Here is a 16278-nt window from a genome sequence, read left to right as displayed (position 1 = left end):
GTGACGTTGGCCGGTGGCGCGCGGCGCAGGCGCCGGCCGCAGCCCGCTCCACCGGATCGGCAATCAACGTATTCAACAGCGCCGCGAAGCCGATACAGCCGGCCACCACCAGCGCCGTGAACATCGCCGGCTGACGCACCTGCGTGCCGTCAAGCAGCCAGTCGAAGAACAGGATGACCAACGCGTGACAGATGTAGATCGGGTAGCTCAGTTCCCCGATCACCTTGTCCAGGCGGTGGCGCGACTGGAACAGGAAGGCCAGCGGCAACAGCGCGGCAAACAGCAGCACCGCCAGGCCGTCGCGCACCGTATGCGGCAGGCCGATGGAAAAATGCGCCAGCACATACAGCAGCAGCAGTCCCGTGCCCACTTCGGGCAGGCGCGGCGCGCGCGCCATCCACGCCTGCCAGCGCGGCAACAGCACCTGGTGCGACAGTGAGCCGGCCAGGAACAGCGCCAGTTCGGTCGGGAAGAATCGGTAGGTCCACGGATCGCTCACGCCGATGCCGCTGGCCACCAGCGCCACGCGCAGCGCCAGCGACGCGACCAGCAAGGCCAGCAGGCGCCGGGGCGAATGCAGCACGAACGGCGCGATCAGGTAGAAGCTCAGTTCCACTCCCAGGGTCCAGGCCTGCGGCACCAGCAGGCCTTGGTACAGCGGCACGTCGCTGTGCGCAAAGCTGCCGGTGAAGGCCAGCGCGCCGTGCTCGATGCCAAAGAACATCAGCCAGTCCTGCCCCAGTATCACCAGATTCGACAGCGCCAGGAACAAGGTGGCGGCCAGGGGCAGGCCCTCGTAGACGCGCCAGAATGCGGCGCCGCCGTTGCCCGCATAGGCCAGCAGGGTCAGCGCCGCCACCGCCAGGTAGACCGGGTACAGGCGCAGCGCGCGATTGGCGTAAAAGCGGCCGGGCGCGCCGCGGTAGTGGTCGGTGGCCGTCAGCACATAGGAAATCAGGAAGCCCGAAATCACGTAGAACAGCTGCACCGCCAGGCGTCCTCCCACCAGCCAGTCGGTGGTGCCGCCGCCCAGGTGGTCGAGCACGACGGACAGCGCCAGCAAGGTTCTCAGCATGCCCATCGCCGTGTCTCCGGAAATTGTCTTGGTCGTCGGCCGGGCCGTTGCCGGCCAGGCGCGAGGCGTCAGCCGATTCTGCGCGCCACGGCGGCCCGCCGCCATGCGGCATACGATGCACCCCTTCCGGCGCGCGGCGTAACGCGCCCCGCCCCGCGTGCAGCTTTGGGATTCGGCTTTCGGGAGGAGGGCACGGGACGTGCTGAGCCCATGCGGTTACAGTCGAGGCTGTGTCTTTTCAGGAGTGCTGTCCATGTTTACCTTCCTGTCTACGCCCTGCCGCCTGGTCGGCGCCGGAATGCTGGCCGTGGCGCTGGCCGGTTGCGCCGGATCCACCGGAGGCGCGCGCGCCGAGGGCGCCGCCGCCGCCAACGCGGCCAGCAGCGCGGATTCACTGGCCCAGACCAGCTGGGAACTGGTGCGCTGGACGCAGTCCGGCGGCGCCCTGCGCGAGATTCCGCACGGCGACAACGGCGAGCCGATCCGCCTGACCTTCCTGGCGCAGGGCAAGCAATACCGGGTCGAAGGCTTTTCGGGCTGCAATCGCTACATGGGCAGCTACAAGCTGCAAAGCGGCAAGCTGGCGATCGACGCGCCCGCCGCCACGCGCATGGCCTGCGTGCCGGCGGCCCGCGCCGCGCTCGAAAACGACTACCTGCGCGCCCTGGGCGCGATCGACACGTTCACGCTGGACAGCGGCGGCGCGCCGCGCCACCTGACCTTCAACCTGCGTGGCGGCGACGTGCTGGAATTCGAGCGGCGCCAGGACCCGCCGACGCCCTGACGCCGGTTCCCGTGGGCGGGACGCCGGTCCATGGCGTGAAGAACCCCCCGGGTGGCCCCGCCCATCCCCGTGGCCTGAAGGGAATGGGGCAGGTGTTTCAGTATGTTTTGCGGCGCCGGGCCGGCGTCCGTGCCGCGCCTACAATTGGCGCTGCCGGCTGTCCGGCTGGCGCGCCGCGGCGCGCACCCCTGGTTTCTTGCGGGAGAGATTTGCATGTCCTTGTCCACTTCCTGGCGCTGGATCGCGCCTTGCGCGCTTGGCCTGACGCTGGCGGCCTGCGCGGCGCCGCCACGCACCGCCGACGGACGCGACCCGCGCTTCCAGCCGGCCGCCGCCTCGGACGTGCTGGCGCAGACCAACTGGGACCTGGCGCGCTGGACCCGCCCCGGCGGCGCGCTGCGCGAAATCCCGCATCCGTCCTCCAATTCGGTGCCGCTGACCATCGGCTTCATCCATGACCAGAGCGCCACGCGCGCCACCGGTTTCGCCGGCTGCAATACCTACAGCGCGCCCTACACCGTCGCCAACGGCCAGTTGATCATCCAGTCCAACCCGGTGGCGACGATGAAGGCCTGCGCGCCGGTCAACATGAAGCTTGAACAGGAATTCCTGGCCGGCCTGACGCGCATCACCGCCACCTCGTTCGACAACACCAGCAATCCGCAGCGCATGACCTGGGCCTTGAGCAACGGCGATACGCTGGATTTTGGCCGCCGTCTCGACCCGGTCGCCGGCGGCCAGGTGGGCGCGACCAAGCTGGTCTACGTCAACGCCGAACGCGTGCCGTGCAACGCCGGCGCCGGCCGGGCCATGTGCTACCAGGTGCGCGACACGCCGACGCAGCCGTGGCAGCTCTGGTACGGCGACATCACCGGCTTCAATTTCCAGCCCGGCATCCGTTATCGCCTGCGCGTGGTCGAGGTCAGGGACCCGAATCCGCCGGCCGACGCCTCGGGCCTGCGCTGGGTGCTGGATACGGTGGTGGAACAGGAAATCGTGCGGCGCTGAGCCGGGGGGGGGCGGGGGCCGCGCTTGACCCGCGACAAGCGGGCCGCGCGGGGCAGCGATTACTATTACGGCCTTCGCCGCTTTTCGCCCCGCTTTGCCATGTCTTCCGTCGTCAATATCGCCGCCTACAAATTCGTCTCGCTGGACGCGCTGCCCGAACTGCGCGCCCGGCTGCTGGCCGAGGCCGGGGCGGCGGGCCTGAAGGGAACCATCCTGCTGGCGGAGGAAGGCATCAACCTGTTCCTGGCGGGCGCCGCCGATGGCATCGACACCTTCCTGCGCGGCTTGCGCGGCGATCCCCGGTTCGCCGACCTGGAAGTGAAGTTCAGCCACAGTGCCCAAGTGCCGTTCCGCAAGCTGCTGGTGAAGATCAAGCGCGAAATCATCCGCATGAACCACCCGACGATCCGGCCCGAGGCCGGCCGCGCGCCGGGCGTGGACGCCAGGACGCTGGCGCGCTGGCTGGAGCAGGGGACCGACGACAGCGGCCGCCCGGTGGTCATGCTGGACACGCGCAATGCCTTTGAAGTCGACGAGGGCACCTTTCGCGACGCCATCGACTGGCGCATCGACCGCTTCACGCAGTTCCCGGCGGCGGTGCAGGCGCATCGCGCCGAGCTGGAAGGCAAGACCGTGGTCAGCTTCTGCACAGGCGGCATCCGCTGCGAGAAGGCCGCGATCTACATGAACGAGGCGGGCATCGAGAACGTCTACCAGCTCGACGGCGGCATCCTCAAGTATTTCGAGGAAACCGGCGGCCCGGGGTTTGACGGCAAGTGCTTCGTGTTCGACGAACGTATTTCGCTCGATCCCGCGCTGGCGCCGAGCCAGGACTGACACAGCCAGGACTGACACAGCGTCCGGCGCATCCGTCGCGCCGTGCGGCTCGGCGATAAAAAAGCCCGCACTGGCGGGCTTTTTCATGGGGCCGGCGCGCGGGCCCGGCGCTCAGCGCACGCGCATGCCGGGCTTGGCGCCGGGGAACGGCTCCAGCACGTAGATGCCGGCGTCGACCGCCTCGTCGGCGTGGCTGGCCGCCAGCACCATGCCTTCGGAGACGCCGAACTTCATCTTGCGCGGCGCCAGGTTGGCGACCATGACGGTCAGCTTGCCGATCAGGTCTTCGGGCTGGTAGGCCGACTTGATGCCGGAGAAGACGTTGCGGTGGCGGCCCTCGCCCACGTCCAGCGTCAGGCGCAGCAGCTTGGTCGAGCCTTCGACGTGCTCGCAGTTGACGATCTGCGCAATGCGCAGGTCGACGCGGGCGAAGTCGTCGATCGAGATGGTCTCGGCCAGCGGCTCGCCGCCGGGGATCACGGCGGGGGCGGCGGGCGGCTCGAACAGGTCTTCCAGCATCTGCGGCTCGACGCGCTGCATCAAGTGCTTGAACGGCGCCACGCGCTGCGGCAGCACGGCGGCGTCGGCCCAGGTGAAGTCGGCCTCGGCGGCGAACAGTTCGCGCGCGACGCGCTCGGCCAGGGCCGGCAGCACCGGCGCCAGCATCACCGACAGGGCCTTGAAGCCGGCCAGCGAACGCGAGCAGATGTCCTGCAGCGCGGCCTTCTGCGCCTCGTCGGCGGTGGCGATGCCCTTGGCCAGCACCCACGGCTGGGCCGTGTCGAACGCCTGGTTGATGCGGTCGGCGTAGGCCATGATCTCGCGGATGGCGCGGTTGTACTCGCGCGCCTCGAAGGCGGCGCGGATCGACTCGGCCTGCGCGGCGTATTCGGCCGACAGCGCGGCGGTGTCGCCCGAATAGGCCAGGGCGCCGTCGAAGTGCTTGGTGATGAAGCTGGCGGCGCGGCTGGCGATGTTGACGTACTTGCCGACCAGGTCGCTGTTGACGCGGGCGATGAAGTCTTCGGGGTTGAAGTCCATGTCTTCGACCCGGGCGTTCAGCTTGGCGGCGATGTAGTAGCGCATCCACTCGGCGTTCATGCCGAGTTCCAGGTAGCGCAGCGGCGAGATGCCGGTGCCGCGGCTCTTGGACATCTTTTCACCGCTGACGGTGATGAAGCCGTGCACATTGACCGCGTCCGGCGTCTTGCGACCGGCGAACTTCAGCATCGCGGGCCAGAACAGGGCGTGGAAATAGACGATGTCCTTGCCGATGAAGTGGACCTGCTCGGTGCTGCCGGCCGGGTCGAGCAGGGCGTCGAAGTCCAGGCCCTTGACCGCGCAGTACGACTTCAGCGAGGCCAGGTAGCCCACCGGCGCGTCCAGCCAGACGTAGAAGTACTTGCCCGGCGCGTCCGGGATCTCGATGCCGAAATAGGGCGCGTCGCGCGAGATGTCCCAGTCGCCCAGCTTGGCCTCGCCGTCCTCGGCGCCCAGCCATTCGCGGGTCTTGGCCAGCATTTCGGGCTGCAGGTGCTTGCCGCCGTGGGCGTTGCTGCCGGTGGTCCATTGCTGCAGGAATTCGACGCAGCGCGGGTCCGACAGCTTGAAGAAGAAGTGATCCGACGACTTCAGCACCGGCGTGGCGCCGGTCAGGGCCGAGTACGGATTGATCAGCTCGGTGGGCGCGTAGACCGCGCCGCAGACCTCGCAGGAATCGCCGTACTGGTCCTTGGCGTGGCACTTGGGGCATTCGCCCTTGATGTAGCGATCGGCCAGGAACATGCCCTTGACCGGGTCGTAGAACTGCTCGATGGAGCGGGTCTCGATCAGGTCCTGGGCCTTGAGCGCGCGGTAGATGTCCTGCGACAGCGCGACGTTCTCGGGCGAGTCGGTGGTGTGCCAGTGATCGAAGCGGATGTGGAAGCCGTTCAGGTACTGCGGCCGCTCGGCGGCGTAGCGCGCCACCAGCGCCTGCGGCGTGATGCCTTCTTTCTCGGCCTTCAGCATGATCGGCGCGCCGTGCGCGTCGTCGGCACCCACGAAGTGCACCGTGTGGCCCGCCATTCGCATCGAACGAACCCAGATGTCGGCCTGGATGTACTCCATGATGTGGCCGATGTGGAAGGATCCGTTGGCGTAGGGCAGCGCAGTGGTGACAAAGAGAGTGCGAGACATGGTTGTCGGTCGAGGTTGAGGGGAAAAATGGGTTGGCCGGCCATTTTAGGGCAATGGCGGCGATGCGCCCGCGGGGAAGGGGGGCGGACCCTTGAAACGACACAACCCGCCGGTCGCGCACGCGGGCGCCAGGCGGGTTGGGGAACAGCGAGCCGGTCGTTCGGCCACGAGTGCGCGGCGCGGGCCGCCGCGGGAGGCGGCGGGCGCCGGCGATGCCGCGCTCAGCGGACCTCGCGGGCCTCGACGTCGATCACGTCGCCGCGCGGTTGCGTGGCGAACGGGGCGTTGGCGGACTGGAAGGGGCTGGGACGGGCGCCCTGGCGCTGGCTCCAGTAGGCGCGCACGCCGAAAGGCTTGCCGCGCACCTTGGCGACCACGTACAGGATCGCCACGGCGATCGCCGTGGACAGCATGAAGACCAGCGCCATCGCCATGCCAATCAAGGCCAGGGCGGCGAACAACACGGCACGAAAGAAGCGGATGAGAGTATTGGTCATGTAGGTCGGATGCAAAACGCAGCGAAAGGTTCCCGTGTATCCGCTATCCTTTAGGGGATGGCGGCCCGCAGACGCCGCGCTGCCTACGGAACCATAGTGACATGAGTATAACGATAGAACACCTCCGCGCCGCGCTGCGCGGCGCGCAAGACCCCAATACCGGCCTGGATCTGGGCGTTTCTGTAAAAGATCGTGACATTCAAATCGAGGGCGGCCGCGTCACCGTGGCGCTGGAACTGGGCTATCCGGCCGACGCCGTGCGCGAACAGGTGCGTGACATCGCCGTGGCCGCGCTGGCCGGCGCCGGCGCGCCGGGCGCCCAGGTGAACGTTTCCTGGAAGGTGGCCGCGCATGCGGTGCAGAAGGGCCTCAAGCCGCTGCCCAACGTCCGTAACATTATTGCGGTCGCCTCCGGCAAGGGCGGCGTGGGCAAGAGCACCACGGCCGTGAATCTGGCCCTGGCGCTGGCGGCCGAGGGCGCCAGGGTCGGCCTGCTGGACGCCGACATCTACGGCCCCAGCGTGCCGACCATGCTGGGCGTCTCGGGCCGTCCCGAGAGCCTGGACAACAAAAGCATGGAGCCCCTGACCGGTCACGGCCTGCAGGCCAACTCCATCGGTTTCCTGATCGATGCCGACTCGCCCGCCATCTGGCGCGGCCCGATGGTGACCCAGGCGCTCGAACAGCTGCTGCGCCAGACCAACTGGCGCGACCTGGACTACCTGATCGTCGACATGCCGCCGGGCACCGGCGACGTGGCGCTGACGCTGGCGCAGAAGGTGCCGGTGGTGGGCGCGGTCATCGTCACCACGCCGCAGGACGTCGCGCTGCTGGACGCGCGCAAGGGCCTGCGCATGTTCCAGAAAGTCGAGGTGCCGATCCTGGGCGTGGTCGAGAACATGGCCATCCATATCTGCTCGCAGTGCGGCCATGCCGAGCACATCTTCGGCGAAGGCGGCGGCCAGCGCATGGCCGAGCAGTACGGCACGCCCTGGCTGGGCAGCCTGCCGCTGACACTGGCGATCCGCGAACAGACCGACGCCGGCACCCCCACCGTGGTGGCTGATCCTGGCAGCGAAGCGGCGGGCCTGTACCGCGCCATCGCCCGTAAACTCGCGGCCGGCGTTGCGGCGCTGCCCCGTGACATGGCCGGGAAATTCCCGTCCATCGTCGTGCAGCAGCCGTCGTAACGCATGCGGTGGGCGGCCCGGGCCTTCTTGGCTGGACTTTGCGTCGTGGCGGGCGAGGCTGCGGCCAAGCGCCCGGAGATCATCGTGGACCCGGGCGGCGTGCCGCCCGCCGCGCTGCAGGCGATCACCGAGGCGGTGGGCGCCATCGCGCGCCTGGCTGAAGACCAGGACGGCGGCGAAATCAACCGTCTGCGGCGCCGCGCCCGCGACGCCACGCTGGCCGCGCTGGCCACGCAGGGGTATTTCTCGCCCACGGTCACGCTCGAGGCCGGCACCGACATCGGCGGCGAAACCTGGGATATCGGCATCGTGCCGGGCAAGCGAACCACGGTGTCCTCGGTCGACCTGACCTTCACCGGCCGCATCACGCGGCCGGAATACGCGCAGCGGGTGCAGAAGCTGCGCGACGACTGGCTGCTCAAACCGGGCCAGCCCTTCATCAACGCCGATTGGAACAAGGCCAAGTCGTCGCTGCTGGACGAGGTCTCGGTGCGCGACTTCATGCTGGCGCGCATGACGGCGTCCGAAGCCGAGGTGCAGGCCGACAGCGCGTCGGCGGCCCTGCGCGTCACCATCGACAGCGGACCGCAGGTGCGCATGGGCGAACTCAGCACCGAGGGCCTGGAGCGGGTGCCGCCCAAGCTGATCACCCGTTATGTGCGCTATTCGCCGGGGGCGGCCTACGATCAGAACCGGCTGGATGAATGGCAGCAGGACCTGCAGTCCACCGCATTCTTCCGCGGCGCCTTCGTCGCGCTGCGCCAGCCCGGCAGCGACCAGCAGCTTGCCGAACCGGCGTCGGACCGCGCCCGCGCGCCGGGCGCCGCCAACGCCGCCGAGTCGGCGCCTGCCGGCGATCCGGTGGTGTCCGGCGCCGTGCCGCCGCCGCCGCCCAAGTACGACTCGGACGGCGAAGTGACGCTGCCGGTGCAGGTGCGGGTGGTGGAAGCGCCGCCCAAGCGCTTTTCGGCCTCGTTGGGCGTCGACGACGAGGCCGGCGTGCGGCTGGAATCGCTCTATCGCCAGAATGTGGTGTTCGGCCAGCCGCTGACCATGGAATCGGGCTTCAGCGTCGACCGCCTGCAGCAGCGCGTCTATACCGATTTCCTGCTGCCGCCGACCGAGCGCGGCTACAAGGACTCCATCGGGGTGCTGGCGCAGCATTCCGACATCCAGGGCCTGGCGGTGACCCGCTACGCCCTGGGCGCCACCCGCAGCCAGGAGCGCAAGGGCGCCGGCGACAGCCGGGTCACCTACGAAACCCGCTGGGGCCTGCTGCTGGCGCACGACGACGTCAAGATCGACGGCGGCGACGAATATTCTCTGCCCACGCTGACCGCCACCGGCGAGTGGCTGCGGCGCGACGTGGACAACAAGTACGACCCACGCGAGGGCAACCTGATCGCGCTGGGCGGCGGCGTGGGCGTGACGCTGGATACCGGCGAGCCCTACACCCGCGCCCGTTTCCGGGCCCAGAAATGGTGGCCGATCGGCAAGTTGGACGTGCTGACCGTGCGCGGCGAGGTCGGGCGGGTCTGGTCCAATGGCAACGTGCAGGTGCCGGACGATTTCGGTTTCCGTACCGGCGGCGCGCGCTCGATCCGGGGCTACAAGTACCAGAGCATCGGCCTCAAGCGCGACAAGGCCATCGTGGGGGCGCCCACGTTGGTGGTCGGCAGCATCGAGTACGACCATTACTTCAACGAACGCTGGGGCATGGGCGTGTTCGTCGATGCCGGCGACGCGGCGCAGTCGTTCGGCGACATGTCGCTGGCGGTCGGTTACGGCGTGGGCGCGCGGGTGCGCACGCCGGCCGGCCCGCTGTTCCTGGACGTGGCCTACGGCCAGCGCGAGCGCGACCTGCGCTTGCACTTCTCGCTGGGGATCGCGTTTTGACGGCGCTGCGCGGATTCCTGCGGCGCCTGTTGGTGTGGTGGCTGCCGGGGCTGGCGATGCTGGCGGTGCTGGCGTGCAGCTTCGTGTTCTGGCTGCTGGCCTCGCAGACCGGCACCCGGCTGCTGCTGACCACCGCCGCCCAGCAACTGGACGGCCAGGCGCTGGACGTCCGCGGCTCGGTGCTGCGCGGGCTGGACGTCGGGCGGCTGGACTTGAACATCAGCGGCACCCGCATCGGCATCAGCGACCTGCGCCTGAGCGTGCATTGGCGCGCGCTGGGCAATCGCTTGCTGCACGTGCGCGAGATCTCGGCGGGCAACGTCGAAGTCGCCCTGATCGCCAGCGACGAAGCCACCGCCAAGGGCGAAGACGAACCCTTCACCTTGCCGTCGCTGCCGGTGGATATCGCCGTGGACCGGCTGGCGCTGGGTGAATTCCATCTGCTGCAGGACGGCCAGCCGCTACCGGTCGAACTGGGCGACCTGAATGCCACTTTCGCCGCCGGCAAGCAGGGCGCGCAGCTGCGCATCGCCAATCTGCGCGTGGGCCACGAGGTCGGCCAGGCGCAACTGAGCGGGCAAGCCGAATTGCAGGGCCTGGCCGATCCCTGGCCGTTCACCGCGCGGCTGGACGTGATGGCGCGCGGATCGGGCCCGGCCTCGCCGCTGTGCCAGGCCGATCAGTTGAGCGGCAAGTTCGCGCCGCCCGCGAAACCGCAAGAGGAAAGGCCCAAGGCGTCCGAGGCGGCCAAGCCCCGGGCCGGCAAGGCCAAGGGGGAATCCGCCAAGGCCGCCGCCGGCGCCAGGCCGTCCTCCGCCACGCCGACCGAGGGCGCCCAGGCCAAGACCACGGATGCGTTCGTCGGCCCGCCGGCGCCGGCCTGCCAGGTGATGTTGCAGGCCGATGCGGCGGGCTCGCTGGACGGCATCCAGGCCAAGCTGGATGGCACCGGCGCCGGTCTGGCGTTGGAGGTGATGGCCGATCTGGCGCCGCGCACGCCGCTGGTGCTGCGCAGCGCGCGGGCCGAGGCGCGGTTGCCGGATCAGTCGACGCTGTCGGCGCGCCTGGACCTGCGGGCGGTGGACGGCCAGCCGGGCCGCGACCGCATCGTCGGCACCGTTGGGGCGCGGCGCCTGGACCTGTCGCCCTGGCTGGGTGACGCGATTCCGCCGGCCATCGTCAGCGCCAGCGCGCAGTTGAGCGCCGAGTTCGAGAACCTCAGCCAGTTGCGCCAGGCCGCGATCGACCTGCGCTTCGAAGACGGCGCGCGCTGGAACAAGCAGGCGCTGGCGGGCGCGGTTAAGGCCCGGGTGGATATCGCCGCGCCCGCCGCCGGCCCGCGGGCCAGCGCCAGCGCCGTGGCGTCGGGCCCAGATGCCGCGCCGGGAGCCCCCGATGCCGCGGTCAGGCCCGCCGCCGATGCGCCCGATGCCGCCGCCAAGCCCGCCGCTGGCACGCCCGACGCCGGTACGCCCGACGCCGATCTGCTGGCCGGACTGCGCATCCACGGCCTGGACGTCGATCTCAAGCTGGGCGCCAACCGGATCCGGGCGCAGGGCGAGATCGGCGGGGCCGACGGCGCGCTGACGCTGGACGCGCAGGCGCCGCAGCTGGATGCATTCTGGCCCGGCATTCCGGGCGGCGCCGACCTCAAGGGCAAGCTCGGCGGCACCATCGCCGCCCATAAGGCCGAGATCACCGCCGGCTACAACCCGCCCAAGCCGCGCCCCGGCGTGTTGGGCGAATCGCGGGCCCAGGCCACGCTCGCCTTCGCTGGCGGTTGGGGCAAAGGCGCGGCGGGGGCGGCCGACGCCGCCCTGACCGGTTGGCGCGGCACGGTTTCGCGCCTGACGGCCGACAGCGCCGGCTTTACCGTTTCGGTCGACCGGCCCGTGACGCTGTCTTACCTGCCGGCGGCGGTGGCGCCGCAATGGCAGTGGCAGGTGGGCCAGACCGTGCTGGGGTTGGCCCTGCCGGGCAAGGAAAAACTGGCGATCGCGCACAAGGGGTCGCGCGGCGACGCCAAGCGCTGGGAAACCGCCGGGCAGGCCGACAACCTGGTCATCACCGCCGCGATGGCGCGGCAGGTGATCGCCGCCGTCGACCCGGAGGCCGCGGCCAAGATGAACAAAGGACCGAAGCGCGTCAATGCTACGGTGGCGGAAAGCCAGCGCCGCATCGCGCTGGACGCGTCCTGGGACCTGAAATTCGACGGCCGCCTGGCCGGCCGCGCCCGCATCGCGCGGCGCGACGGCGATCTGCTGATCCCGGGCGACCCGCCGGTGCCGCTGGGGGTGAAGGCGCTGGTGCTGGACCTGACCGCCACGCCGACCTCGGCCAACGCCAGCCGGCTGGACGCCAAGCTGGACCTGGCCACCGACAAGATGGGCAAGATCGCCGGCAATGGCACGGCGGTGCTGGCGGTGGACGCCAAGGGCGGCATGGCGCTCGATCCGCGCCAGCCGATCCGCGCCAGGCTGGATGCGGATATCACCGATCTGGCCTGGGTCGGCCTGTTCGTCGGCGACTCCATGGAGGTCGGCGGCCAGGTCAAGGCCAACCTCGAAGCCCAGGGCACGCTCAGCGGCAAGTGGAGCGCGAGCGGCGCGATCCGCGGCGACAAGCTGCGCGTGGTGCGCATTGACGACGGCGTGCGCCTGATCGACGGCACGCTGGCCGCGCGGCTGGACGGCGACAAGCTGGTGCTCGACAGCCTGCGTTTCCCGGCCTCGCTGCGCGTGATGCCGGCCGAATGGCGCACCAAGGAATGGATCACCACCAACCCCGAGGCCAAGGGCGGCTATGCCGAAGCCAAGGGGCAATGGAACCTGATCGACGGCGGCGGCAACGTGCGCCTGACGCTGTACCGCTTTCCGGCGCTGCAGCGTTCCGACCGCTATGCCATGGTCTCCGGCACCATCGACCTGAACGCCGCGATGCCGCGCATCGACATCGTCGGCGACCTGAAGGCGGACGCCGGCTGGTTCAGCCTGGAGATCCTGCAGGGCGTGCCGTCGCTGGACGACGACGTCAAGGTGCGGCGCGCGGGCGACGACCCCGGCACCGTGTCGACGCCGCTGCAGACCAGCATGAACCTGAAGTTCGACATGGGGCCGCGCTTCTATATCACCGGCATGGGGCTGGACGCCGGCCTGTTGGGGTCGATCCAGATCCTGCTGAACGACGGCCGCCTGACCGGCGTGGGCGCGCTGCGCACGCGGGGCGGCGGCATCGAGGCCTATGGCCAGAAACTGCGGCTGCGGCGCGGCACGCTGACCTTCCAGGGCCGCCTGGACAACCCGCTGCTGGACATCGAGGCCCTGCGCACGGGCGAGCAGGTCGAGGCCGGTGTCAAGGTGGTGGGCACCGCGCAGCGTCCGCGTATCGACCTGGTGTCGTATCCGGACGTCAGCGACGTCGAGAAGCTGTCGTGGCTGCTGCTGGGGCGCGGCCCCGACGAAAGCGGCAGCGACGCCGCGCTGCTGCTGTCGGTGGGCACGGCCCTGCTGGGCGGCGGCGAGCCGTTCTACAAGCAATTCGGGCTGGACGACGTCAGCGTGCGCACCGGCAACCTGGGCAGCTCGGGCAGCATTCTGCCGGACCGCACCGTGGCCGGCGACGTCAACCGCGACAGCGATAGCCAGCTGGCGACGCAATTCCTGGTGGCCAGCAAGTCGTTCGCCAATGGCATCACGCTCAGCGTCGAGCAGGCGCTGGCCGGCAGCGACACCGTGGGCCGGGCCAGCTACCGGCTGGCGCGGGGCCTGTCGCTGGACCTGAAGGGCGGTTCGGTCAACGGCATCGCGCTGGTGTACCGTACCTTCTTCGGCGATTGATATCCGATGCCGTTCCGTCCCCATTCGGGAACGGGGCGGCGCTCGGGATAAAATGTCGCCCATTCCATTCCCCCAAGCACCTCTGCCATCATGAGCATCAAAAGCGACCGCTGGATCCGCCGCCAGGCCGAAGCCGGCATGATCGAACCCTTCGAAGCGGGTCAGGTCCGCACGGCCAATGGCGGGCGCATCGTCAGCTACGGCACCAGCAGCTACGGCTACGACGTGCGCTGCGCCGACGAATTCAAGATCTTCACCAACATCAATTCCACCATCGTCGACCCCAAGAATTTCGACGAAGGCTCGTTCGTGGATTTCAAGGGCGATGTCTGCATCATCCCGCCCAATTCGTTCGCGCTGGCCCGCACGGTCGAATACTTCCGCATCCCGCGCAGCGTGCTGACGATCTGCCTGGGCAAGAGCACCTACGCGCGCTGCGGCATCATCGTCAACGTGACGCCGCTGGAACCCGAATGGGAAGGCCACGTCACGCTGGAATTCTCGAACACCACGCCGCTGCCCGCCAAGATCTACGCCGGCGAAGGCTGCGCGCAGATGCTGTTCCTGGAAAGCGACGAGATCTGCGAGACCTCGTACGCCGACCGGGGCGGCAAGTACCAGGGCCAGCGCGGCGTCACGCTGCCGCGCACCTGATGGCCCAGCGGCGGGGGCGCCGCCCGGCGCGCCCGCCTTGCCTGAACGCCCGTCAGGCGCTTCCCGGCGCCAGGCGCAGGTATTCGATGTCCCATTCGCTTTCCGACACCTGCGCGAAACCGTGGCGGCGATAGAAGCGGTTCGAGTCGCTGCCGCGCAGCGCGCCCACACTGACCGGCAGGCCGCGTCGGTCGGCATCCTGCAGCAAGCGGCTCAGCACCTGGCCGCCCACCCCCAGCCCCTGCGCCGCGGGCACCACATACAGATGATCCAGCCGCAAGCCGTCGCCGTCCGGGCGCACGGCATAGAAGCCGATGCGCGCGCCGTCGCGCTCGATGAACCAGGTGTGGTCGGGCCGGAACGTGGCGCGCAGCCGCGCCCGCGCCCGTTCCGGGTCGAACCGGCCCAGGCGTTCCAGGCTGTCGCGCATGGCTTCGATACGGATCGCCAGCAGGGTGTCGAAGTCGGCCTCGGTCACCGGCGCGTCGCGTAGCGCGCCCGCCGCCAGCGCGTCGTAGCCCCGGCCCAGGAACTGCATGATGCAGATGCCATGGCCGAATGGATCGCTCAGGTGGGCGATGCGGCCCCAGTCATGCGACGCCGCCGGGTCCTCCAGCCGCGCGCCCGCGGCCACCGCCTGGGCGACCGCGTCGTCGACGTCATCGACCACCACGTCCAGGTGCACCGGCGTCCAGTGGCGGGCGTAGTCGCGCGGCTGGCGCACGGCGCCCGCGGCCGGCGTGCCGGCGGCCTTTTGCAGCAGGTAGATGGGCGCCGACGCGCCCAGCATTTCGGCGGCCCCCGGTCCCAGCCGGCGGTGCAGCGTCAGCCCGAAGGCGCGGCCATAGAAATCGATGGCCGCCTCAAGATCGGGAACGTCGATATTGACCAGGATGCGCATGAGGTTTTTCCAGGGGGGCGAGCGCTGAACATAGCACGGCGCGCCCGCCGCGCAAGCGTCGCTAACTCGCTAAAGAACCCGCGACCGCGACCGTAAAATGGCATATGTGTTTGCCGATTTGGCGACGTCATCTCAGCAAGCGTGAGCAAGGCCCTATCCGTGCGTTACCCCCATATCCCCTGGCTGCCCCTGTTGTTCTACCCTGCGCTGCCGGTGATGGCGGCGGTCGGGCTGTTGCTGTGGCGCCAGTGGCCTCCGGCGCTGACCCAGATCGTGCCGTTCGTGCCGTGGGTCATGGCGCTGGTCGGCGCGGCCATCTGCCTGATGTACCAGCGCTCGCAGACACTGGCATTGATGCTGGCGGTGCTGGCCGCCGTGGCCGCGTGGCCGATGCTGGCCAGCCAGGCGCCCTGGGCGCTGGGGCCGGCGCTGGTGTGGTGGTCGCTGGCCTACACCATCAATGCGCTGTGGCCCGAGCGCGCCGGCATGCTGCGCGACCTGGCCGCGCGCCTGGGGCTGATGGCCGCGGGCGCCGCCGTCATCGCGTTGGCGGGCAAGGAAGGGGTGGCGCAATTGTTCGGCGCGCTGGCGGTGCAAGGCGTGCTGGCGCGGCTGGGCGTGCCGTTCGAGGCGCTGGCGGCGCTGTTGCTCACCGGCCTGACCCTGACCCTGTTGCTGTTGCGCTATGGCCGTCCGCAGCAGGCCGGCCAATGGCTGGGTTTCGTCTGCATGGCCTGGGCGCTGCCGCGCGGCGCCCAGCACGGCATCGAACTGGCCGTGATGGCCGCCGCCGCGTTGACCTCGCTGTCCATTTCGCTGGCGCACGAGGGCTATCACATGGCCTTCCGCGACGAACTCACCGGTCTGCCCGGGCGGCGCGCGCTCAACGAGCGCCTGCAGCGCATGGGCCGCGTCTATACGCTGGCCATGGCCGACGTGGACCACTTCAAGGCATTCAACGACACCCACGGCCACGACGTCGGCGACCAGGTGCTGCGCATGGTGGCGGCGCAACTGCGCCGGGTGTCTGGCGGCGGCTATGCCTATCGCTACGGCGGCGAGGAATTCACGTTGGTGTTTCCGGGCAAGACCGCGGTCGAGGCCATTCCGCACCTGGAAACCGTGCGGCGCGCGATCGAGGCCTACCAGATGCGCCTGCGTGACAAGCCGGCGCGGCCCAAGGCCGATCAGCTCGGTCTGCGCCGGCGCGGCGCGCGCGCCGGCCGCAATGCGCGTCCGCTGCGCGTGACGGTCAGCATCGGCGTGGCCGAGCGCGGCGAGACGCTGCGCGCGCCGGATGCGGTCATCAAGGCCGCCGACCAGGCGCTGTACAAGGCCAAGGACGGCGGCCGCAACCAGGTCTGCGCCTATGGCGCGCGGCGGCGCGCGGGCGCCGCCTGACGCGGGTGCGCCGAACCCGGG

The 16278-nt window shown here is 69.7% G+C and carries 12 protein-coding genes; 8 read left to right on the top strand and 4 right to left on the bottom strand.

All coding sequences use genetic code 11. From position 1 onward, the window contains the following. The coding region (locus AruCF_RS22410; RefSeq protein ID WP_254431146.1) for an acyltransferase family protein at positions 1-1075 on the bottom strand (1075 nt) is incomplete at its 3' end. A 253-nt stretch (positions 1076-1328) separates the two neighbouring features. On the opposite strand from AruCF_RS22410, the gene AruCF_RS22405 reads away from it, so the two are divergent. From AruCF_RS22405 to AruCF_RS22395, 3 genes are all read left to right on the top strand, one after another. Continuing rightward, positions 1329-1859: an META domain-containing protein gene (locus AruCF_RS22405; RefSeq protein ID WP_049076264.1), complete on the top strand. Its 531-nt coding sequence runs from the start codon at positions 1329-1331 to the stop codon at positions 1857-1859. A 213-nt stretch (positions 1860-2072) separates the two neighbouring features. Continuing rightward, entirely contained in the window at positions 2073-2867 is a 795-nt protein-coding gene (locus tag AruCF_RS22400) for an META and DUF4377 domain-containing protein (RefSeq protein ID WP_049076262.1), read from the top strand. A gap of 99 nt (positions 2868-2966) precedes the next feature. Then, complete coding sequence (locus tag AruCF_RS22395) at positions 2967-3704, top strand: sulfurtransferase (RefSeq protein WP_049078115.1); 738 nt, start codon at positions 2967-2969, stop codon at positions 3702-3704. A 111-nt stretch (positions 3705-3815) separates the two neighbouring features. Here AruCF_RS22395 and metG read toward each other — a convergent pair whose 3' ends face one another. Continuing rightward, on the bottom strand, positions 3816-5882 hold the full coding sequence (gene metG / locus AruCF_RS22390; protein WP_049076260.1) for a methionine--tRNA ligase: 2067 nt from the start codon (positions 5880-5882) through the stop codon (positions 3816-3818). Between the two features lie 221 nt (positions 5883-6103). Continuing rightward, positions 6104-6379, bottom strand: coding sequence for a hypothetical protein (locus AruCF_RS22385; RefSeq protein ID WP_006385850.1), 276 nt, complete (start codon positions 6377-6379; stop codon positions 6104-6106). A gap of 101 nt (positions 6380-6480) precedes the next feature. Between AruCF_RS22385 and apbC the strand changes: the two genes are divergently transcribed. The 4 genes from apbC (at position 6481) to dcd (ending at position 13955) form a co-directional block, all read left to right on the top strand. Beyond that, positions 6481-7569, top strand: coding sequence for an iron-sulfur cluster carrier protein ApbC (gene apbC, locus AruCF_RS22380; RefSeq protein WP_049076258.1), 1089 nt, complete (start codon positions 6481-6483; stop codon positions 7567-7569). 3 nt (positions 7570-7572) lie between these two features. Further along, a complete protein-coding gene (locus tag AruCF_RS22375) occupies positions 7573-9465 on the top strand; it encodes an autotransporter assembly complex protein TamA (RefSeq protein ID WP_049076257.1) in 1893 nt (630 codons plus the stop codon). After that, positions 9462-13301: a translocation/assembly module TamB domain-containing protein gene (locus AruCF_RS22370; RefSeq protein ID WP_049076254.1), complete on the top strand. Its 3840-nt coding sequence runs from the start codon at positions 9462-9464 to the stop codon at positions 13299-13301. Before AruCF_RS22375 ends, AruCF_RS22370 begins: the two co-directional genes overlap by 4 nt. 90 nt (positions 13302-13391) lie before the next feature. Beyond that, positions 13392-13955 (top strand): dCTP deaminase, encoded by a 564-nt coding sequence (dcd, locus tag AruCF_RS22365; protein ID WP_006385856.1) that lies wholly within the window; start codon positions 13392-13394, stop codon positions 13953-13955. Positions 13956-14007: 52 nt separating this feature from the next. On the opposite strand, the gene AruCF_RS22360 is transcribed toward dcd, so the two are convergent. Continuing rightward, complete coding sequence (locus AruCF_RS22360; RefSeq protein ID WP_049076252.1) at positions 14008-14856, bottom strand: GNAT family N-acetyltransferase; 849 nt, start codon at positions 14854-14856, stop codon at positions 14008-14010. Positions 14857-15015: 159 nt separating this feature from the next. Here AruCF_RS22360 and AruCF_RS22355 point away from each other — a divergent pair, with 159 nt between their 5' ends. Continuing rightward, positions 15016-16257 carry a GGDEF domain-containing protein gene (locus AruCF_RS22355; protein WP_049078112.1) on the top strand — a complete coding sequence of 414 codons (1242 nt, stop codon included), beginning with the start codon at positions 15016-15018 and terminating at the stop codon, positions 16255-16257. Positions 16258-16278 lie beyond the last annotated feature (21 nt).

The sequence above is a fragment of the Achromobacter ruhlandii genome, from assembly GCF_002082135.1.
GTDB classification, from domain to species: Bacteria; Pseudomonadota; Gammaproteobacteria; order Burkholderiales; family Burkholderiaceae_B; genus Achromobacter; species Achromobacter ruhlandii.
This window is presented reverse-complemented; position numbering and strand designations above follow the sequence as displayed.